Below are 19930 nucleotides of genomic sequence, written 5' to 3' on the forward strand. Positions count from 1 at the left end.
GGGACATGACGGACCGTAAGGACGAACTCGCCGGAAATCTGGCCGAAGTCGAGGAGCGGATCGCCGCCGCGTGCGCGGCCGCCGGGCGGCGGCGCGAGGAGGTGACCCTGATCGTGGTCACCAAGACCTATCCCGCTGCCGATGTGCGGATCCTGTCGGAACTCGGTGTGCGCCATGTCGCCGAGAACCGCGACCAGGACGCGGCTCCCAAGGCCGCGGAATGCTCGGATCTGCCCCTTACGTGGCATTTCGTGGGTCAGTTGCAGACCAACAAGGTGCGGTCCGTGGTCGGTTACGCCGATCTCGTGCAGTCCGTCGATCGTTCCAGGCTTGTCACGGCTCTGTCCAAGGAGGCCGTGCGCGCCGGGCGTGAGGTGGGCTGTCTCCTCCAGGTCGCCCTCGACGCGGGCGAGAGCGCGAGAGGGGAGCGGGGCGGCGTGGCGCCCGGCGGAATCGGGGAGTTGGCGGACCTCGTGGCCGGGGCTCCGGGGCTGCGGCTGGACGGGCTGATGACCGTCGCGCCGCTCACCGGAGAGTACGCGGGACGCGAACTGGCGGCGTTCGAGCGGATGATGGATTTGTCGACTGACCTGCGCAGGGCCCATCCGGCTGCCACCATGGTCTCGGCAGGGATGAGCGCGGACCTCGAACAGGCCGTGGCCGCCGGAGCGACACATGTGCGCGTCGGCACCGCGGTACTCGGAGTCCGCCCCAGGCTCGGGTAACGTCGCCAAGAAGTCGGACCACAGCAGAAAATATGGTCATTTCCGTCGAAGGGCGGGCGTAACGACCTCGTGGATGGCGGGCACTTGGCAGTCGTCAGCCGATCCACCACAGAGCGGAGGACTCAGAGCATGGCCGGCGCGATGCGCAAGATGGCGGTCTACCTCGGCCTCGTGGAGGACGATGGGTACGACGGCCGGGGGTTCGACCCCGACGACGACTTCGAGCCCGAACTCGACCCGGAGCCCGAACGGGACCACCGGCGTCACGAGTCGTCGCACCAGTCCCACGGTGCACATCAGTCCCAAAGAGACGAACCGGTACGAGTGGTGCAGCCTCCGGCGCCCCGCGAGCCGATCGTCCACGCCGCTTCGCTACCCGCGGAATCCGGACGCCCGGCGCGCATCGCGCCCGTGGCATCCATCACACAAGAACGTCAGTCCCTGGAGAAGAACGCACCGGTGATCATGCCCAAGGTCGTGTCGGAACGAGAGCCGTACCGGATCACCACACTTCACCCGCGGACCTACAACGAAGCCCGTACCATCGGGGAACACTTCCGTGAGGGCACCCCGGTGATCATGAACTTGACTGAGATGGACGACACAGATGCCAAGCGACTTGTCGACTTTGCGGCGGGTTTGGTGTTTGGTCTTCACGGCAGTATCGAGCGGGTGACGCAGAAGGTGTTCCTGTTGTCTCCTGCTAACGTCGATGTCACGGCGGAGGACAAGGCCCGCATCGCAGAGGGCGGGTTCTTCAACCAGAGCTGAGACGCACGACCGGAAACAGCAGTACAAGCATCACCGAGCAGTACCCAGAGCACGGATCAGGGGAGAGGGAAGCAAGGGTCATGAGCGTGGTCCTGGATGTCGTCTATATCGCGCTGATGTGCTTCCTCATCGTGCTCATCTTCCGGTTGGTCATGGACTACGTCTTCCAGTTCGCCCGCTCATGGCAACCCGGCAAGGCGATGGTGGTCGTTCTGGAGGCCACCTACACTGTCACTGATCCACCGCTCAAGCTTCTGCGGCGGTTCATTCCGCCGCTGCGTCTCGGGGGCGTGGCGCTCGACCTGTCCTTCTTCGTACTGATGATCATCGTCTACATCCTGATCTCGATCGTGAGCCGGCTGTGAGCGATGTGAACTACGGTCTTGCCGAATGCCGACGACTACGTTGAGGTGAAGAGATGCCGTTGACCCCCGAGGACGTGCGGAACAAGCAGTTCACGACCGTCCGCCTCCGAGAAGGCTATGACGAGGACGAGGTCGATGCCTTCCTCGATGAGGTCGAAGCCGAACTGACCCGCCTGCTCCGCGAGAACGAGGACCTGCGCGCCAAGCTGGCCGCGGCCACGCGTGCTGCTGCCCAGAACCAGCAGAACATGCGCAAGCCCCCGGAGGGTCCCGGCGGACCGCAGGACCAGCAGCAGGGCGGCATGCCGCAGCAGGGCATGCGCGGTCCCGGCGCTCCCGTCCCCGCCGGCATATCGGGCCCGCCGCAGCAGCAGATGGGTGGCCCCATGGGTGGTCCGCCCCAGCTGCCGAGCGGTGCCCCGCAGCTGCCCGCCGGTCCCGGCGGTCAGGGTGGCCCGCAGGGTCCCGGTCCGATGGGCCAGGGTCCGGGGCCGATGGGCCAGCCCCCCATGCAGCAGATGGGCGGCCCCATGGGCGGTCCTATGGGTGGCCCGATGGGCGGTCCCGGTCAGGGCGGCCCCGGTGGCGACAGCGCCGCGCGCGTTCTGTCGCTCGCCCAGCAGACCGCCGACCAGGCGATCGCGGAGGCCCGTTCCGAGGCCAACAAGATCGTCGGCGAGGCTCGTTCGCGGGCCGAGGGTCTGGAGCGGGACGCCCGCGCCAAGGCCGACGCGCTGGAGCGGGACGCCCAGGAGAAGCACCGTGTCGCGATGGGCTCGCTGGAGTCCGCCCGCGCCACGCTGGAGCGCAAGGTCGAGGACCTGCGCGGCTTCGAGCGGGAGTACCGCACGCGCCTGAAGTCCTACCTCGAGTCGCAGCTGCGTCAGCTGGAGACCCAAGCGGACGACTCGCTCGCCCCGCCGCGCACTCCGGCGACCGCGTCCCTCCCGCCGTCCCCGGCGCCTTCCATGGCCCCGGCCGGCGCGAGTGCCCCGTCGTACGGCGGCAACCAGACGATGGGCGGCGCCCCCTCGCCGGCCGCTCCGTCCTACGGCGGTCAGCAGCAGATGTCCCCCGCGATGACCCAGCCGATGGCGCCGGTACGGCCGCAGGGCCCGTCGCCGATGGGTCAGGCTCCCTCGCCGATGCGTGGGTTCCTCATCGACGAGGACGACAACTGACGGTTCGTAGTACGGCGTAGACGTCGGCAGCGTTCATAGGGCGGGGCCCCGGATTCCAATTCCGGGGCCCCGCCCTTTTGCTACGCGTGTTCATGGCATTTGCCGCGCGTGTTCGGCTATGGGCGCAGTTGTGTGGGCGTACGCAACGCCGAAGGCCCGGTCCGCCAAGATTCTTTGGCGGACCGGGCCTTCGAGTGGTGTTACGCCTTGCGGAGGCGGAACGTCAGGGTCAGAGGCTCGTCCGTGAACGCCTCGCCGTACGTGCCGTCTGCCTCGCCGGACGCGAAGTCCGTTGCCAGCACCTCGTCGGCGATCAGCCCGGCATGTTCGGTCAGCGCGGCGACGGTCGCCGGGTCGGTCGCCGTCCAGCGCAGGGCGATGCGGTCGGCGACGTCGAGGCCGCTGTTCTTGCGGGCCTCCTGGATCAGGCGGATCGCGTCACGGGCGAGGCCCGCCCGGCGGAGCTCCTCCGTGATCTCCAGGTCCAGGGCGACCGTGGCACCCGAGTCCGACGCCACCGACCAGCCCTCACGCGGGGTCTCGGTGATGATGACCTCGTCCGGAGCCAGCGTGATCGTCTCGCCGTCGACCTCCACCGACGCCGTGCCTTCGCGCAGGGCGAGGGACAGCCCGGCCGCGTCGGCGTTCGCGATGGCCTTGGCGACGTCCTGGACCCGCTTGCCGAACCGCTTGCCCAGCGCGCGGAAGTTGGCCTTGGCCGTGGTGTCGACCAGGGAGCCGCCGACCTCGCTCAGCGACGCGAGCGACTCGACGTTCAGCTCCTCAGTGATCTGCGTGTGCAGTTCGGGGGAGAGGGCGTCGAACCCGGTCGCGGCGATCAGCGCGCGCCTCAGCGGCTGACGCGTCTTGACACCCGACTCCGCGCGCGTGGCACGGCCCAGCTCCACCAGCCGCCTCACCAGCACCATCTGCTTCGACAGCTCCGGGTCGATGGCGGCGAGGTCTGCCTCCGGCCAGGAGGACAGGTGCACGGACTCCGGCGCCCCGGGCGTGACCGGCACGATCAGGTCCTGCCAGACCCGCTCGGTGATGAACGGGGTCAGCGGGGCCATCAGCTTCGTGACCGTCTCGACGACCTCGTGCAGGGTGCGCAGCGCCGCCTTGTCGCCCTGCCAGAAGCGGCGCCGGGAGCGGCGCACGTACCAGTTCGACAGATCGTCGACGAACGCCGACAGCAGCTTGCCGGCGCGCTGGGTGTCGTACGCCTCCAGGGACTGGGTCACCTGGTCGGTCAGCGCGTGCAGTTCGGACAGCAGCCAGCGGTCGAGCAGCGGGCGGTCGGCCGGGGCCGGGTCGGCCGCGGACGGGGCCCAGTTCGACGTGCGGGCGTACAGGGCCTGGAAGGCGACCGTGTTCCAGTAGGTGAGGAGCGTCTTGCGGACGACCTCCTGGATGGTGCCGTGGCCGACACGGCGGGCCGCCCACGGGGAGCCGCCGGCCGCCATGAACCAGCGGACCGCGTCCGCGCCGTGGCGGTCCATCAGTGGGATCGGGTCCAGGGTGTTGCCCAGGTGCTTGGACATCTTCCGGCCGTCCTCGGCGAGGATGTGGCCGAGGCAGACGACGTTCTCGTACGACGACTTGTCGAAGACCAGCGTGCCGACCGCCATCAGCGTGTAGAACCAGCCTCGGGTCTGGTCGATGGCCTCACTGATGAACTGCGCCGGGTAGCGGGACTCGAAGAGTTCCTTGTTCTTGTACGGGTAGCCCCACTGTGCGAACGGCATCGAACCGGAGTCGTACCAGGCGTCGATGACCTCGGGCACGCGCGTGGCCGTCTGGCCGCAGTTCTCGGCCGGGCAGGCGAAGGTGACCTCGTCGATGAACGGGCGGTGCGGGTCGAGGTTCGACTGGTCGGTGCCGGTCAGCTCGGTGAGCTCGGCGCGGGAGCCGACGACCGTGAGGTGGTCGTCCTCGCAGCGCCAGATGGGCAGCGGGGTGCCCCAGTAGCGGTTGCGGGACAGGGCCCAGTCGATGTTGTTGTTGAGCCAGTCGCCGTAGCGGCCGTGCTTGACCGTGTCCGGGTACCAGTTGGTCCGCTCGTTCTCCTCCAGGAGGCGGTCCTTGATGGCCGTGGTGCGGATGTACCAGGACGGCTGCGCGTAGTAGAGCAGCGCGGTGTGGCAGCGCCAGCAGTGCGGGTAGCTGTGCTCGTACGGCAGGTGCTTGAAGAGCAGGCCGCGGTTGCCGAGGTCCTCGGTGAGCTTCTCGTCGGCCTTCTTGAAGAAGGCGCCGCCGACGAGGGGGAGGTCCTCCTCGAAGGTGCCGTCCGGGCGGACCGGGTTCACGACCGGCAGGCCGTAGGAGCGGCAGACCCTGAGGTCGTCCTCACCGAAGGCGGGGGACTGGTGGACCAGGCCGGTGCCGTCCTCGGTGGTGACGTAGTCGGCGTTGACGATGAAGTGGGCTTCCGTGCCCTCGGGGAACTCGACCAGTTCGAACGGGCGCCGGTACGTCCAGCGCTCCATCTCGGCGCCGGTGAAGGTCTGGCCGGTGGTCTCCCAGCCCTCGCCGAGCGCCTTGGCGACCAGGGGTTCGGCCACGACGAGCTTCTCCTTGCCGTCGGTCGCGACGACGTAGGTGACCTCCGGGTGCGCGGCGACCGCCGTGTTGGACACCAGGGTCCAGGGGGTCGTCGTCCACACCAGGAGCGCGGCCTCGCCGGCGAGCGGACCGGAGGTGAGCGGGAAACGGACGTACACGGACGGGTCCACGACCGTCTCGTAGCCCTGGGCCAGCTCGTGGTCCGACAGGCCGGTGCCGCAGCGCGGGCACCAGGGGGCGACGCGGTGGTCCTGGACCAGCAGGCCCTTGTCGAAGATCGTCTTCAGCGACCACCAGACCGACTCGATGTACTCGGGGTCCATCGTGCGGTACGGGTCCTGGAGGTCGGTCCAGTAGCCCATGCGCGTCGTCAGCGCCTCGAAGGCGTCGGTGTGGCGGGTCACCGACTCACGGCACTTTGCGTTGAACTCGGCGATGCCGTACGCCTCGATGTCCTTCTTGCCGGAGAAGCCCAGCTCCTTCTCCACCGCCAGCTCCACCGGGAGGCCGTGGCAGTCCCAGCCGGCCTTGCGGGCCACGTGGTAGCCGCGCATGGTGCGGAAGCGGGGGAAGACGTCCTTGAAGACGCGGGCCTCGATGTGGTGGGCGCCCGGCATGCCGTTCGCGGTGGGCGGGCCTTCGTAGAACACCCACTCGGGGCGGCCCTCGGACTGCTCCAGAGTCTTGGCGAAGATCTTCTGCTCACGCCAGAAGTCGAGCACGGCGTGCTCGAGGGCGGGCAGGTCGACCTGGGCGGGCACCTGGCGGTACGTCGGCGTTGTCATCTGCGAGCTTCCTCCGGCGGACTTGCTGCCTTCCGTCCGGAGGGACGAGAGCCGAGTCTTTCCTTACGCCGGTTTCGGCGCGCTCCCGCGGTACCACCCTCCTTGGCCCGCCGACGCACTGTTGTGCCTCGGTGAGCCCCCTCATTGGGGTCGCGATGCCGGTTCTACCGACCCTGGCTCTTCGGCTGGGCTTTCTTCCGGCGGCTCCGGGGTGATCTTCACGTCGCGCTCGCCCCCGGGCTTCCACCGTCCCCGGGTCGCTCTGGGCTGCGTACGCCGCTACTCGTCCCCATCCAAGCTTTTCGCTCCGCCCAGTGTACGGCGCCGGGCGGACAGTGGCCGACCGGATTTTCGGAGGGGGTCGGGGAGGCGGGGATGTGTGTAATATGACCCGATTGGTCTGTTATGAGACTTCGGATCCTGTGATGTCCGGCTCGGCGGATTACCTGGCGGCGAGCTGGGCACAACGCATGCATGCCGGCCGCGCGGCGGCCGCGGGGCGGGCGGTTCGGGCGGTGTGCCCCGTTGCCGCGGGACTCGAGTCGATTTATCGTCCCAGCACGATGCGCGTGCAAGATCACAATATGTGAAGGGGCCGCGGCCATGGTGGCGAAGAAGACCCCCGTACAGCAGTCGGCGCCTGGCAGGTCCACGAGCGCGTCCGGTGGTGCGGCGAGCGCGTCCGATGGTGCGGCCAAGAGCGCGGGCGGGAAGAAGAACGCGGCGGGTGTCGCGTCGGCCGCGGGCGCCTCCGGTGGGGTGGGTGGGAAGAAGAACGCGCAGGGTGTCGCGTCGGCCGCGAAGCGTGTGGTGGGCAGGGCCGTGAAGAGGGTGCGTGGGATGACCGCCGAGAAGGAAGAGGGGACCGGGGCGCGGGCGGCACCTGCGAAGAGGGGGGCGGGGGCGGAGAAGGAGCGGGTTTCCGCAGGGGTGGGGGCTGGGAAGGGTACGGCTTCGGCGGGGGTGGGGGCTGGGAAGGGGGCTGCTTCGGCCGGGACTGGGGCTGAGAAGGGGGCCGCTTCGGCGGCGGCTGAGAAGGGGGCCGTTAAGAAGGCGCCGGGTTCGGGTGCGGCGGCCGCCAAGAAGGCAGGTGCCAGGAAATCCAACGCCGAGGAGGGGGCCGCCGGGAAGCGGGCCGCGAAGAAGGTGCCGGGCAAGAAGGGGGCACCAGAGGCAGCGGTACCCGAGGAGCTTCCCGCCGGGAAGGGGGCCGCCCGGAAGGAGGCCGCCGAGAAGCGGGGGGCGAAGAAGGCGTCGGCGGAGAAGGGCGCGGCCGGCGAGGTGGCGGGCGGGAAGCGCGCTGCGAGCAAGGCTGTGGCCGGCGAGGTGGTGGCCGAGAAGCGCGCTGCGAAGAAGGCGGTGGCCAAGAAGGCCGCGGTTGAGAAGGCCGCAGTGCCTGAGGAGGCGGTGGCCGAGAAGACCGTGGTCAAGAAGGCCGTCGCCGGGAAGACGGCGGCGGTGCCTGAGGAGGTGGTGGCCGAGAAGGCCGTGGTCAAGAAGGCCGTCGCCGGGAAGACGGCGGCGGTGCCTGAGGAGGTGGTGGCCGAGAAAGCCGCGGCCAAGAAGGCCGTAGCCGAGAAGACGGTGGCGGTCGAGAAGGCGGCGGTGCCTGAGGAGGTGGTGGCCGAGAAGGCCGTGGTCAAGAAGGCCGTCGCCGGGAAGACGGCGGCGGTGGCTGAGGAGGCGATGGCCAGGAAGGCAGCGGTCAAGAACACCGTCGCCGAGACGGCGGCTGCGAAGAAGGCCGTGGCGAAGAAGGCGGCGTCGACCAAGAAAGCCGGGGTGAAGAAGACGGCGGTGGCCGAGCCTGCGGCGGCTGGGGAGGCCGTCGCCGGGAAGGCGGCCCCGGCCAAGCGGGCCGTGTCCAGTAAGGCAGCGGCGGCTGAGGAAACCGTCGGCAAGAAGGCGGCGGGCGGGCGGAGTACGGGCAAGAAGGTGGGCGCGGCGCGGGCCGCGAAGCAGACGGGAGCCACGACGGTGGTTGCGAAGAAGACCCCTGGGCAGGCCACGGCGGCGAAGACAGCCGTCCCCAAGGCACGGGTCGCCGCGGCGAAGCCGGGCGACCTCGCGGTGCGCCCCGGAGAGGACCCCTGGACCCCGGAAGAGGTCGCGGAGGCCCGCGGGGAGCTGGCGTCGGAGATGGAGCGGCTGCAGACCGAGATCGCCAACGCCGAGGCCTCCCTCGCCGGCCTGATGCGGGACTCCGGCGACGGCGCCGGCGACGACCAGGCGGACACCGGCGCCAAGAACATCACGCGCGAGCACGAGCTGGCCATCGCCGCCAACGCGCGCGAGATGCTCACGCAGATCGAGCACGCCCTGCAACGCCTCGACGCGGGCACGTACGGCCTGTGCGAGAACTGCGGCAACCCCATCGGCAAGGCCCGTATGCAGGCCTTCCCCCGGGCCACCCTGTGCGTCGAGTGCAAGCAGAAGCAGGAGCGCCGGTACTGACCGAGCCCGGTCCGGCCCTCGTATCCCGCGGGATGCCTCCATATGCCTCCTGAGCACGTGCGCCGTCATCGGCGTGCCGTACCCTCGTGCTCAGTCAGGCACCTAGGTTGAGGGACTCACGTGGCAGAGGCGGAGCGCATCATCGGTACGCCGGGCACCCCGGAGGCGGCGCGGGCCGAGCAGGAGCGGCCCGGCGACGACGACGCGTCGCAGGAGCGGTCCGCCGCCGAGGGGGCACAGACCCCGGCCGGTGGTTCCGGCGGCGACGAGGCGACCGGCGAGGCGGCGGCCGCGTCCGGTGCGTCCGGCACGGACGAGCAGGGCGCCCCTGCCGAGCCGTCCCGGGGCAAGCGCCGGATCGCCGTGCTGTTCGGGGTCGCCGGTGTCGCGTACGCCCTCGACCTGATCAGCAAGATGATCGTGGTCGCCAAGCTGGAGCACCACGAGCCGATCGAGATCATCGGGGACTGGCTGCGCTTCGAGGCGATCCGCAACGCGGGCGCGGCCTTCGGTTTCGGCGAGGCCTTCACCGTGATCTTCACGGTGATCGCCGCGGCCGTGATCGTGGTGATCGCCCGGCTCGCCCGCAAGCTCTACAGCCTGCCCTGGGCGATCGCCCTCGGCCTGCTGCTCGGCGGTGCGCTCGGCAACCTCACCGACCGGATCTTCCGCTCGCCGGGCGTCTTCAAGGGCGCGGTCGTCGACTTCATCGCGCCCAAGCACTTCGCCGTCTTCAATCTCGCCGACTCGGCGATCGTGTGCGGCGGCATCCTGATCGTGCTGCTGTCCTTCAAGGGCCTCGACCCGGACGGGACCGTCCACAAGGACTGAGCAACAGCCTCCGGTCAGCGCTGTCGGACCGGTCCGGCATACTCGACGGGTGAGCACGATTCCCGAGATCCGTACCCTGCCCGTGCCGGACGGCCTGGAGGGCGAGCGCGTCGACGCCGCCATCTCCCGCATGTTCGGCTTCTCCCGTACCAAGGCCGCGGAGCTCGCCGCGGCGGGCAAGGTGCTGGTCGACGGCACGGTGGTCGGCAAGTCCGAGCGAGTGCGCGGCGGTGCCTGGCTGGAGGTCGAGCTGCCGCAGGCGGCCCCGTCGGTGCAGGTGGTGGCCGAGCCGGTCGAGGGCATGGACATCGTGCACGACGACGAGGACGTGGTCGTCATCGTCAAGCCGGTCGGCGTCGCCGCGCACCCGAGTCCGGGGTGGTCCGGGCCGACGGTCATCGGCGGCCTGGCGGCGGCCGGGTACCGGATCTCCACGTCCGGCGCGGCCGAGCGCCAGGGCATCGTGCACCGGCTCGACGTCGGTACGTCGGGACTGATGGTGGTCGCCAAGTCCGAGCGTGCGTACACCTCGCTGAAGCGGCAGTTCAAGCAGCGCACGGTCGACAAGCGCTACCACACCCTCGTCCAGGGCCACCCCGACCCCACCAGCGGCACCATCGACGCACCCATCGGCCGCCACCCCAACCACGACTACAAGTGGGCGGTCACGGCCGACGGCAAGCCGTCCGTGACGCACTACGACCTGATCGAGGCGTTCCGCGCGGCCTCCCTGCTCGACGTGAAGCTGGAGACGGGCCGCACCCACCAGATCCGCGTCCACATGGCCGCCCACCGCCACCCCTGCGTCGGCGACCTGACGTACGGCGCCGACCCGACGCTCGCCAAGCGGCTCCGTCTGACGAGGCAGTGGCTGCACGCCGTACGGCTGGGCTTCGACCACCCCGGTGACGGCGAGTGGGTGGAGTTCGCCTGCGACTACCCGGACGACCTGCGGAACGCGTTGGACAAGGTGCGCGAGGAGACCTACGGATGAGCCCCGGGTACGTCGTGCGGGTCGCCGGGGACGAGGCCGACCGCGAGGCGTGTTTCACCGTGCGCAAGGAGGTCTTCGTCGCCGAACAGGGCGTACCGGAGGACCTGGAGTACGACGCGTACGACGCCGGCGCGGTGCATGTGCTGGCCGTGCGGGCGGACGGGGTGCCGCTCGGGACCGGGCGGCTGCTGTTCGGCGACGCGGCGGCCGGCAAGACCGGCGGCGATCCGTTGGTCGGCTCGCTCGGGCGGCTCGCGGTGACGCGGGAGGCGCGCGGGCTCGGCGTCGGGGGCGCGCTGGTGCGGGCCATCGAGGACGCGGCACGCGTGCGTGGGCTGTCGGCGGTCGATCTGCACGCGCAGACGCATGCGCTGGGGTTCTACGAGCGGCTGGGGTACGTGGTGTACGGGCCCGAGTTCCCCGACGCGGGGATACCGCATCGGGCGATGCGGCGTTCGCTCCAGGCGGGTTGACCGTTCAACGGGGTCTTGACCGCTCAACGGGTCTTGACCGTACGACGGGGGGCTTGACCGTACGGCGGGGCTTGACCGTACGACGGGGGCTTGACCGTACGGCGGGGGCTCGCAGACCGTCCAGATCTCGGAGTGCTGACCGTGGATCAGTTGGCCCTGTTGTTCGTGCTGTTGCTCGGGGCCGTGGTGAGTGTCCCGGTCGGGGATCGGCTGCGGCTGCCGGCGCCGGTGCTGATGACGCTGCTGGGCATCGTGCTCGCGCTCCTCGACTTCGTACCGAACGTCAGTATTCCGCCCGACCTGATCCTGCCGCTGCTGTTGCCGCCGCTGCTCTACGCCGCCGTACGGCGCACGTCCTGGCGGCAGTTCACGGCCAACATCCGGCCGATCCTTCTGCTGGCCGTGGCGTTGGTGTTCGTCACCATGGTGTGTGTGGCCGCCGTCGCCCACGCGATCGTGCCGGGGCTGCCGATCGCCGCCGCCGTGGCGCTCGGAGCGCTGGTCGCGCCGCCCGATCCGGTCGCGGCGACCGCCGTCGCGGGCCAGTTGGGGCTGCCGCGGCGACTGGTGTCGATCCTGGAGGGCGAGGGACTCTTCAACGACGTGACGGCCATCGTGCTGTATCACGTGGCGATCGCGGCGGCGGTCAGCGGGACGTTCTCGCCGTGGGAGGCCGGTGGCCAGCTGGTGTTGTCCGCCGTGGTCGCGGTGGCCGTCGGGCTGGCGCTCGGCTGGGGCGCCAACAAGCTGATGGACGTGCTTGGCGACGCGACCCTGCAGATCAGTCTGACGCTGCTGGTGCCGTACGCGTCCTATGTGCTGGCCGAGGAGCTGCACGGGTCCGGGGTGCTCGCCGTGCTCACCACCGCGTTGTTCCTCGCCGAGTACGCGAGTGATCCCGACGACGTGGTGACGCGGCTCGCCGGGCACACCTTCTGGGACATCGTCGACACCCTGGTCACGGGCGTCGCGTTCGGGCTGATCGGGCTGGAGCTGCACAACGCGATCCGGACGGCGTCCGGGCGGTGGGGTGAGCTGCTGGGGTGGTCGGCGGCGATCGTGGGGGTCGTCGTACTGGTGCGGCTGGTGTGGCTGTTGCCGGCCACGTGGCTCACCAAGCGGTTGCATGCCAGGCGGGACTACGACGAGGAGGTCCCGATGAGCTGGCGCGAGACCGTGGTGATGTGGTGGTCGGGGATGCGGGGGGTCGCGTCCGTGGCGTTGGCGCTCGCGATTCCGCTGCGGACGGAGGGCGGGGAGGCCTTTCCCAACCGGGACGAGATCGTGTTCGTCGCGTTCGGGGTGATCATGGCGACGCTGGTGGTGCAGGGGCTGAGCCTGCCGTGGCTGGTACGGCGGTTGGGGGTGCGGGCGGACACGGCGCGGGAGAAGGAGTTCGAGCGGGCGCTGGCGGTGCGGGCCGCCAAGGCGGCGAAGCGGAGGTTGCGGGAGATCGAGGAGGTGGAGGAGTTGCCGGACGAGGTGTCCGAGCGGATGTTGCGGCGGGCGTTCGACATCGGGTGGCGGATCAGTCCGGAGTTGGGGGAGGACGAGCGGCGGGAGGGGCATGAGCGGCGGGCGCGGAGGGTGCGGCGGTTGCGGCGGATCGAGAGGGAGATGCTGAGTGCGGCGCGGCATGAGGTGTTGGCGGCGCGGAGTGAGGTGGGGGCCGATCCGGAGGTGGTGGATCGTGTGTTGCGGCAGCTTGATGTGCATAGTTTGAGGTGATCTCCCGCCCGCGCACCGCCCGCTTCCAGTTGGGCAGGAGGTGAACGTCGCCCGTGGGGGCTCAGCGCCGGCGGCGGCTTTCCGCCGTCGTGGCGGCGTTGTGCGCAGTGCGCCGTTCTCTCGGTGGCGTCGTGCGCGGTTTGCCGTCGTCTCGGTGGCGTGCCGTGTTGTGGGTGTTTTAGTGGTGTTGTGGTGGGTTTGGGGGGTCAGAATCGGTCTGGCCTTGGGGTGTCCGTTGCTCGGCGCTGGGGGGTGCCGTCCGGGGACGGGCGGCGGCCGTTGGCGCCTGGAGGGAGGGTCGCGTCGGCCGTGTTGACGCGGGGCAGGGCGTACGGGTGTTCCTGGATCAGCCAGGCGATCATCCGCTCGCGGACCGCGACCCGTACCGTCCAGACGTCGTCCGCGTCCTTCGCCGTCAACAGGGCCCGTACCTCCATGGTGTTGGGTGTGGTGTCCGTCACGTCCAGGCCGTAGGCGCGGCCGTCCCAGGCGGGGCACTCGCGCAGGATGTCGCGGAGCTTCTCGCGCATCGCGGCCACGGGGGCGGTGTGGTCGAGGTGCCAGTAGACGATGCCGGTCATCTGCGGGGTGCCGCGCGACCAGTTCTCGAAGGGCTTGGACGTGAAGTACGACACCGGCATCGTGATCCGGCGCTCGTCCCACGTGCGGACCGTGAGGTACGTGAGGGTGATCTCCTCGACCGTGCCCCACTCACCGTCCACCACGACCGTGTCCCCTATGCGCACCATGTCGCCGAACGCGATCTGCAGCCCCGCGAACATGTTGCTCAGCGTGGACTGCGCCGCCACACCGGCGACGATGCCGAGGATGCCGGCCGAGGCCAGCAGCGAGGCGCCGGCCGCGCGCATCGCGGGGAACGTCAGCAGCATCGCCGCGACGGCCACCACGCCGACGACCGCCGCGACCACCCGCATGATCAGCGTCACCTGGGTCCGTACCCGGCGGACCCGGGCCGGGTCACGCTGGGCGCGGGAGCTGGCGTAGCGCGTGTACGACGTCTCCACGACCGCCGCCGCGATCCGGATCACCAGCCAGGCCGCCGACCCGATCAGCACCAGCGTGAGCGCCTGGCCGACGCCGACCCGGTGGTCCTGGAGCAGCTGCGCCTCGTCGTACGACCCTCTGAGCAGGGCGGCGCACAGCACGAGCTGGTAGGGGATGCGGCCCCGGCGCAGCAGGCCCCACAGGGGGGTCTCCGGGTGCCGTTCGTCGGCCTTGCGCAGCAGCCGGTCGGTGGCCCAGCCGATGAGCAGGCCGAGCAGGACCGAGCCGCCGATCACGATGAGGGGGCGGAGCAGGTTCTCCATGCCCTCGAACGTAACCAGTCCTTGGGGGTGGTGAACATGTGAGTTCGCGGCGGATCGGGGTAGTGCCCCGGACCTGCGTTGTCGTACCCGGCTGGCACCATGGCCTCATGAACATCATGCTGTTTCACTCGACCTACGGCCTCAGACCCGCGGTGCGCGCCGCGGCGGACCGGCTGCGCACGGCCGGTCACGAGGTGTGGACGCCGGACCTCTTCGAGGGGCGCACGTTCGAGACGGCCGAGGACGGCATGGCGTTCAAGGAGGAGGTCGGCAAGGACGAGTTGCTGAAGCGGGCCGTGCTGGCCGCCGCGCCGTACTCGGAGCGCGGGCTGGTGTACGCCGGGTTCTCGCTCGGCGCCTCGGTCGCGCAGACCCTCGCGCTGGGCGACGACAAGGCGCGCGGGCTGCTGCTCCTGCACGGCACGTCGGACCTCGCGCCGAACGTCTCGGTGGACGACCTGCCGGTGCAGTTGCACGTCGCCGAGCCGGACCCGTTCGAGACGGACGACTGGCTCAGCGCCTGGTATCTGCAGATGCGCCGGGCCGGTGCGGACGTGGAGATCTACCGGTACGCCGGGGCCGGGCACCTGTACACCGACCCCGAGCTCCCGGACTACGACGAGGAGGCCGCCGAGGCCACCTGGCGGGTGGCGCTCGGCTTCCTCGACAGTCTCTGAGACGCCCGGAAGGACCGGCTGTTACACCGGGTCGTACGTCCGCTCGACCTTCTGCGTGCCGCTGCGGGTGCGGTAGGAGCGGCTCCAGGAGGCCGTCGCACTGGCCTTGGTGCGGTCGGAGAGGACGTAGTAGTCCATCTGCGCGCGCTCGGCGGTGATGTCCAGGACGCCGTAGCCGTGACGGTCGGTGTCGACCCAGTGGACATGCCGGTTGGCCGCGCGGATGACCGGCGAGGCAAGGGCGGAGACGGTGCCCTCGGGGACCTTCACGAGGTCGTCGAGGTTGTCGGACGTGACCGAGGTGACCACGAACTCCGTGGCGGCGGACGCCGACAGCGGGTACGTACCGGCGTTCACCGGCACGTCGTTGGCCCACGCCATGTGGATGTCGCCGGTGAGGAAGACCGTGTTGCGGATCGCGTTCGAGCGCAGGTGGGCGAGGAGTTCGCGGCGGTCGTCGGTGTAGCCGTCCCACTGGTCGGTGTTGATGGCCAGGCCCTCCTGCGGCAGGCCCAGCAGCTTGGCCAGCGGCTTCAGCAGCTCGGCGGAGAGGGACCCGATGGCGAACGGCGAGATCATCACCGAGTTGCCGACCAGCCGCCAGGTGGTGTCGGAGGACTTCAGGCCCGCCTTCAGCCAGTCGAGTTGGGCGCGCCCGGTGAGCGTGCGGTCCGGGTCGTCGACGTCGCCGTTGCCGATGGCGGCCTGCTGCGAGCGGAAGGAGCGCAGGTCGAGCAGGGAGAGGTCGGCGAGCTTGCCGAAGCGCAGCCGGCGGTAGGTGGTGCCGGCGATGGCCGGGCGGACGGGCATCCACTCGAAGTAGGCCTGCTTGGCGGCGGCCTGGCGGGCCGCCCAGGTGCCCTCGGCGCCCTCGGTGTGGTTCTCGGCGCCGCCGGACCAGGTGTCGTTGGCTATCTCGTGGTCGTCCCAGATCGCCACGACGGGGGCGGTGGCGTGCAGCGCCTGGAGGTCCGGGTCGGTCTTGTAACGGCCGTGCCGGATGCGGTAGTCGGCGAGGGTGACGATCTCGTGCGCGGGGGCGTGCGAGCGCACGGAGGTGCCCCGGGTGCCGTACTCGCCCGCCGGGTACTCGTAGATGTAGTCGCCGAGGTGCAGCCAGGCGTCCAGGTCGCCGCGGGCGGCGAGGTGGCGGTACGCGGAGAAGTAGCCGGCCTCCCAGTTGGCGCAGGAGACCACGCCGAAGCGCAGGCCCGCGACGGCCGCGTCGGTGGCGGGGGCGGTGCGGGCGCGGCCGGGCGGGGAGTCGGTGCCGCCGGCGGAGAAGCGGAACCAGTAGTCGGTGGCGGGCGCGAGGCCGCGGATGTCGGCCTTGACCGTGTGGTCGGAGGCGGCGGTCGCCGTGGTGGAGCCCTTGGCGACGATGTTCGTGAACGCCTTGTCCCTGGCCACGATCCAGCTGACCTCGGTGTCCGGGCCGAGTCCGGAGCCGGGCGTCGCCTCGGTGGTGGGCGTCACCCGGGTCCACAGCAGGATGCCGTCCGGGAGGGGGTCACCGGAGGCGACGCCGTGCAGGAAGGCGGGGGTCCCGGTGGCCGCGCGGGCGGGCAGGGCACCGGCGAGCGGGGCGGCGAGGACGGCTCCGGCGGCGGCCGCCTTGACGACCGTACGGCGGCGCGGAGCGGGAGAGTTGAGGCCCGTGTTGGGTCTGTTTCGACTGGTCACGGGCGATCAGATTACTGATCGGTAGCGCTTTCGGTAAGGCGCGGGTGTGCGAAGAGCGGGCGAACCGGGAAGAGTTCGCCCGCTCTTTCGTCGTGCTTCCGTACGGCGTTACCGCCTGACGGCGTGTTACCCAGGTGCTACTTGGTGACGCCCGCGTCCTTGAGGGCCGTCTCCCACTCGGCGACGGTGCTCGGGTTCTCGATCACCTTGTCGTTGATCTTGATGGTGGGGGTCGACTTGACGTCCTTGGTGTCGTCGAAGGACTGGCTCATCTTCATGGCCCAGGCGTCGTACGTGCCCTTCTCGACGGCGTCCTGGAACTTCTTGTTGTTCTTCAGCGCGTCCACCGTGTTCGCCACCTTGATCAGGTAGTCGTCCTTGGAGAACTCATCGGTGGACTCCTCCGGGTGGTACTCCGCCGAGTACAGCGCGGTCTTGTAGTCCAGGAACGCCTCGGGACCGACGTTCAGCGCGGCGCCGAGTGCGCTCAGGGCGTTCTTGGAGCCCTCGCCGCCGAGGTTGCCGTCGAGGAAGGTGCCGAGGGTGAAGGAGAGCTTGTAGTCGCCGTCCTCCATGCCCTTGTTGACGGTCTCGCCGACGGTCTGCTCGAAGGAGGCGCAGGCCGGGCAGCGCGGGTCCTCGTAGAGGTGGACCACGTTGTCGGACTTGGAGTCGCCGACCAGGACCGTGGTGCCGTTCTTGCCGGAGGTGTTGGCGGGGGCGACGACCTTGGCGTCGGCGGCCGCCTCCCACGCGCTGGGCTGGTTGGTCTGGACGACGGCGTAGCCGATGCCGCCGGCCGCGGCGAGGACGCCGACGACCGAGCAGGCCACGATGATCTGGCGCTTGACCTTGGCGCGCTGTGCCTCGCGCTCGCGTTCGGCGCGGAGGCGTTCGCGGGCGGCGGATTTTGCGGCCTGGCTGTTTCGCTTGCTCATGATTGTTCTCCGGGTGGATTGCGTACGAATGCTTGATGCCGTCGTGGGCGCGCGCGGCGAAGGGCGCGGCAGGGGGTGTTCGGCGGGTGCGCGTGTGTGGTGTGGCTGGTCGCGCAGTTCCCCGAGCCCCTCAGGTGCGCTGCGGCGCCGCGCCGATGGAGCGCCCCTGCGTTTGGGCTTCTCAGGCGAAGACGGTTGCGCGCGGTGGCCCTCGGCGGCCCACGGAGTGGGTCAGGAGGAGGTCGCGGGCCGGCGCCGGGCGGTGAGCCGGGCGGGGCAGACGGCGCGGCACCGGGGCCAGGCGTACCGTCACTGCCGCGACCGCCAGCAGCAACGGCCTGAACGTCGTCGCGGTGGCCGCGCCCAGCAGCTGGGCCAAGGCTCGCTCGCCGCGGCGGAGCCAGGCCGCGGCCAGGAGGCCGACGCCGGCGTGGGCGGCGAGCAGGAGCCAGGCGGTGCGCGGGTCGGCGTGGGCGAGGAGGGTGGCGGCGCGGTCGGGGGCGGTGGTTCCGGTCATACGGGCCAGCGGGGTGCCGACCTCGCCGGCGCACAGGACGTCCAGACCGACCGAGCGCAGCGGGCCGGCGACCGGGCCGCCGGCGCGGCCGTAGCAGGCGTGCTGGCCGGTGGTGAAGAGTGTGTCGACTGCCAGTTCGAGAGGGATCAGCAGTGCGGCGATGCCGCCGAGGCGGCGTTCGCGGCTCCCCGCCAGCGCGTAGGCCACTGCGAAGACGCCGGCGGCCGCTGCCGCCACCGTGCCCAGCGGCAGCGGGACCCCGGACAGCAGCACGTGCGACGCGGTGCCGAGTGTCACGACGAGTGCCGTGAACAGCGCCGCGCGTACGGCTCGGAGCGGGGTCCCTGATATGTCCATCGCGGGGAGAGTGTGTCACGGACTCCGGTAAGGGACTCCTAAAGGGTCCCTGTGAAGTCCTGGGGCGGTCGGTGGGCGGTCACAGGCCGGGGATCCGGCCGTTGCGGAAGAGGTCGACGAAGATCTGGTGGTCGGCACGCGCGCGTGCCCCGTAGCTGTGCGCGAAGTCGACCAGCAGCGGCGCGAGGCCCTCCTCGTCGCCCGCGAGGGCCGCGTCGATGGCCCGCTCGGTGGAGAACGGCACCAGCTCGGAGTGGCCGGAGTCGTCGTCGGCGGCCGAGTGCATGGTGGCCGTGGCGCGGCCCAGGTCGGCGACGACCGCGGCGATCTCCTCCGGGTCGTCGATGTCGCCCCAGTCGAGGTCGACGGCGTACGGCGACACCTCGGCGACCAGCTGGCCCGCGCCGTCCAGCTCGGTCCAGCCGAGCCACGGGTCGGCGTGCGCCTGGAGGGCGCGCTGGGAGATCACCGTGCGGTGGCCCTCGTGCTGGAAGTACTCGCGGATCGCCGGGTCCGTGATGTGCCGGGAGACCGCCGGGGTCTGTGCCTGCTTGACGTAGATCACCACGTCGTTCTCCAGGGCGTCGCTGTTGCCCTCCAGCAGGATGTTGTACGACGGCAGGCCGGCCGAGCCGATGCCGATGCCGCGGCGGCCGACGACGTCCTTCACCCGGTACGAGTCCGGGCGGGCCAGCGAGGACTCCGGGAGCGTCTCCAGGTAGCCGTCGAAGGCGGCGAGCACCTTGTAGCGCGTGGCCGCGTCCAGCTCGATGGAGCCGCCGCCCGCGGCGAACCGGCGTTCGAAGTCGCGGATCTCGGTCATCGAGTCCAGCAGCCCGAACCGGGTCAGCGAGCGGGCGACGCGCAGCGCGTCCAGCAGCGGGCCCTCGGCGGTGTCCAGGGTGAAGGGCGGCACCTCGTCGCTCTTGGCGCCGGTGGCCAGCGCGTGCACGCGCTCGCGGTAGGCGGTCGCGTAGATCGTCACCAGCTCGGTGATCTGGTCGTCGCTGAGCGCCTTCGCGTACCCGATGAGGGCGATGGAGGCGGCGAAGCGCTTGAGGTCCCAGGTGAAGGGGCCGACGTACGCCTCGTCGAAGTCATTGACGTTGAAGATCAGCCGGCCGTTCGAGTCCATGTACGTGCCGAAGTTCTCCGCGTGCAGGTCGCCGTGGATCCACACGCGTGAGGTGCGCTCGTCCAGGAACGGGCCGCTGTATATCCTCCCGCCGTCCCGTCCCGCGTTCCCGGCGTCCAGGTCGTGGTAGAAGAGGCACGCCGTGCCCCGGTAGAAGGCGAAGGCCGAGGCCGCCATCTTCCGGAACTTCACGCGGAACGCGGCCGGGTCGGCGGCGAGCAGCTCGCCGAAGGCGGTGTCGAAGACGGCGAGGATCTCCTCGCCGCGTTGCTCGTCGTTGAGCTGCGGGAACGACATCGCGGGGTGCCTCCTGGTGCGGGGTCGTACGTGACCTGTGGGACGGATGGTGCGTGCCCGTGGCACGCGGCGTCCGTCACCTTCCAACGTTCGAAGGTACGCGGGAGTGCCCGCCCGCCCGTCGCC

General features: G+C 70.4%; 16 protein-coding genes. 10 read left to right on the forward strand and 6 right to left on the reverse strand.

The features are described from left to right. Window positions 1-5: 5 nt before the first annotated feature. The 4 genes from I2W78_RS30380 to I2W78_RS30395 all read left to right on the forward strand — a co-directional run bounded on the left by I2W78_RS30380 (window position 6) and on the right by I2W78_RS30395 (window position 3042). Entirely contained in the window at window positions 6-725 is a 720-nt protein-coding gene (locus I2W78_RS30380) for a YggS family pyridoxal phosphate-dependent enzyme (protein ID WP_196463439.1), read from the forward strand. Between the two features lie 129 nt (window positions 726-854). After that, window positions 855-1496, forward strand: a complete 642-nt coding sequence (locus I2W78_RS30385) for a cell division protein SepF (RefSeq protein WP_196463440.1) — start codon at window positions 855-857, stop codon at window positions 1494-1496. Between the two features lie 80 nt (window positions 1497-1576). Continuing rightward, window positions 1577-1861 carry a YggT family protein gene (locus tag I2W78_RS30390; RefSeq protein ID WP_007448661.1) on the forward strand — a complete coding sequence of 95 codons (285 nt, stop codon included), beginning with the start codon at window positions 1577-1579 and terminating at the stop codon, window positions 1859-1861. Between the two features lie 53 nt (window positions 1862-1914). After that, the gene (locus tag I2W78_RS30395) at window positions 1915-3042 is read left to right on the forward strand and encodes a DivIVA domain-containing protein (RefSeq protein ID WP_196463441.1); all 1128 of its coding nucleotides are present in this window, start codon (window positions 1915-1917) and stop codon (window positions 3040-3042) included. A gap of 200 nt (window positions 3043-3242) precedes the next feature. Here I2W78_RS30395 and ileS read toward each other — a convergent pair whose 3' ends face one another. Beyond that, a complete protein-coding gene (ileS, locus tag I2W78_RS30400; RefSeq protein ID WP_196463442.1) occupies window positions 3243-6392 on the reverse strand; it encodes an isoleucine--tRNA ligase in 3150 nt (1049 codons plus the stop codon). A 603-nt stretch (window positions 6393-6995) separates the two neighbouring features. Here ileS and I2W78_RS41220 point away from each other — a divergent pair. The 5 genes from I2W78_RS41220 to I2W78_RS30425 all read left to right on the forward strand — a co-directional run bounded on the left by I2W78_RS41220 (window position 6996) and on the right by I2W78_RS30425 (window position 12872). After that, window positions 6996-8846, forward strand: a complete 1851-nt coding sequence (locus tag I2W78_RS41220) for a histone H1-like repetitive region-containing protein (RefSeq protein ID WP_307783858.1) — start codon at window positions 6996-6998, stop codon at window positions 8844-8846. A 120-nt stretch (window positions 8847-8966) separates the two neighbouring features. Next, window positions 8967-9677, forward strand: a complete 711-nt coding sequence (lspA, locus tag I2W78_RS30410; RefSeq protein WP_196463443.1) for a signal peptidase II — start codon at window positions 8967-8969, stop codon at window positions 9675-9677. 49 nt (window positions 9678-9726) lie between these two features. Next, on the forward strand, window positions 9727-10671 hold the full coding sequence (locus I2W78_RS30415; RefSeq protein WP_196463444.1) for an RluA family pseudouridine synthase: 945 nt from the start codon (window positions 9727-9729) through the stop codon (window positions 10669-10671). Then, window positions 10668-11144, forward strand: coding sequence for a GNAT family N-acetyltransferase (locus I2W78_RS30420; RefSeq protein WP_196463445.1), 477 nt, complete (start codon window positions 10668-10670; stop codon window positions 11142-11144). Before I2W78_RS30415 ends, I2W78_RS30420 begins: the two co-directional genes overlap by 4 nt. A 141-nt stretch (window positions 11145-11285) precedes the next feature. Beyond that, window positions 11286-12872, forward strand: coding sequence for a Na+/H+ antiporter (locus I2W78_RS30425; protein WP_196463446.1), 1587 nt, complete (start codon window positions 11286-11288; stop codon window positions 12870-12872). Window positions 12873-13078: 206 nt separating this feature from the next. Here I2W78_RS30425 and I2W78_RS30430 read toward each other — a convergent pair whose 3' ends face one another. Beyond that, window positions 13079-14200 carry a mechanosensitive ion channel family protein gene (locus I2W78_RS30430; RefSeq protein ID WP_196463447.1) on the reverse strand — a complete coding sequence of 374 codons (1122 nt, stop codon included), beginning with the start codon at window positions 14198-14200 and terminating at the stop codon, window positions 13079-13081. Window positions 14201-14307: 107 nt separating this feature from the next. Here I2W78_RS30430 and I2W78_RS30435 point away from each other — a divergent pair, with 107 nt between their 5' ends. Continuing rightward, window positions 14308-14877, forward strand: coding sequence for a dienelactone hydrolase family protein (locus I2W78_RS30435; RefSeq protein ID WP_196463448.1), 570 nt, complete (start codon window positions 14308-14310; stop codon window positions 14875-14877). 21 nt (window positions 14878-14898) lie between these two features. Here the strand turns inward: I2W78_RS30435 and I2W78_RS30440 are convergent, their stop codons facing one another. The 4 genes from I2W78_RS30440 to I2W78_RS30455 all read right to left on the reverse strand — a co-directional run bounded on the left by I2W78_RS30440 (window position 14899) and on the right by I2W78_RS30455 (window position 19804). After that, the gene (locus I2W78_RS30440) at window positions 14899-16560 is read right to left on the reverse strand and encodes an alkaline phosphatase D family protein (RefSeq protein ID WP_196463449.1); all 1662 of its coding nucleotides are present in this window, start codon (window positions 16558-16560) and stop codon (window positions 14899-14901) included. Window positions 16561-16697: 137 nt separating this feature from the next. Further along, the gene (locus I2W78_RS30445; protein WP_196463450.1) at window positions 16698-17498 is read right to left on the reverse strand and encodes a DsbA family protein; all 801 of its coding nucleotides are present in this window, start codon (window positions 17496-17498) and stop codon (window positions 16698-16700) included. 181 nt (window positions 17499-17679) lie between these two features. Next, complete coding sequence (locus tag I2W78_RS30450; protein ID WP_196463451.1) at window positions 17680-18372, reverse strand: hypothetical protein; 693 nt, start codon at window positions 18370-18372, stop codon at window positions 17680-17682. A gap of 79 nt (window positions 18373-18451) precedes the next feature. After that, entirely contained in the window at window positions 18452-19804 is a 1353-nt protein-coding gene (locus tag I2W78_RS30455) for a DUF2252 domain-containing protein (protein WP_196463452.1), read from the reverse strand. Window positions 19805-19930: the final 126 nt, after the last annotated feature.

The organism is Streptomyces spinoverrucosus (assembly GCF_015712165.1).
Classification (GTDB): Bacteria; Actinomycetota; Actinomycetes; order Streptomycetales; family Streptomycetaceae; genus Streptomyces; species Streptomyces spinoverrucosus_A.

What these genes read in the sequence shown, in the direction of transcription:
- I2W78_RS30380 (WP_196463439.1), top strand. Translation starts at nt 6, where the DNA reads ATGACGGACCGTAAGGACGAACTCGCCGGAAATCTGGCCGAAGTCGAG.
- I2W78_RS30390 (WP_007448661.1), top strand. Translation starts at nt 1,577, where the DNA reads ATGAGCGTGGTCCTGGATGTCGTCTATATCGCGCTGATGTGCTTCCTC.
- I2W78_RS30450 (WP_196463451.1), bottom strand. Translation starts at nt 18,372, where the DNA reads ATGGACATATCAGGGACCCCGCTCCGAGCCGTACGCGCGGCGCTGTTC.
- ileS (WP_196463442.1), bottom strand. Translation starts at nt 6,392, where the DNA reads ATGACAACGCCGACGTACCGCCAGGTGCCCGCCCAGGTCGACCTGCCC.
- I2W78_RS30395 (WP_196463441.1), top strand. Translation starts at nt 1,915, where the DNA reads ATGCCGTTGACCCCCGAGGACGTGCGGAACAAGCAGTTCACGACCGTC.
- I2W78_RS30445 (WP_196463450.1), bottom strand. Translation starts at nt 17,498, where the DNA reads ATGAGCAAGCGAAACAGCCAGGCCGCAAAATCCGCCGCCCGCGAACGC.
- I2W78_RS41220 (WP_307783858.1), top strand. Translation starts at nt 6,996, where the DNA reads ATGGTGGCGAAGAAGACCCCCGTACAGCAGTCGGCGCCTGGCAGGTCC.
- I2W78_RS30420 (WP_196463445.1), top strand. Translation starts at nt 10,668, where the DNA reads ATGAGCCCCGGGTACGTCGTGCGGGTCGCCGGGGACGAGGCCGACCGC.
- I2W78_RS30430 (WP_196463447.1), bottom strand. Translation starts at nt 14,200, where the DNA reads ATGGAGAACCTGCTCCGCCCCCTCATCGTGATCGGCGGCTCGGTCCTG.
- I2W78_RS30385 (WP_196463440.1), top strand. Translation starts at nt 855, where the DNA reads ATGGCCGGCGCGATGCGCAAGATGGCGGTCTACCTCGGCCTCGTGGAG.
- I2W78_RS30435 (WP_196463448.1), top strand. Translation starts at nt 14,308, where the DNA reads ATGAACATCATGCTGTTTCACTCGACCTACGGCCTCAGACCCGCGGTG.
- I2W78_RS30455 (WP_196463452.1), bottom strand. Translation starts at nt 19,804, where the DNA reads ATGTCGTTCCCGCAGCTCAACGACGAGCAACGCGGCGAGGAGATCCTC.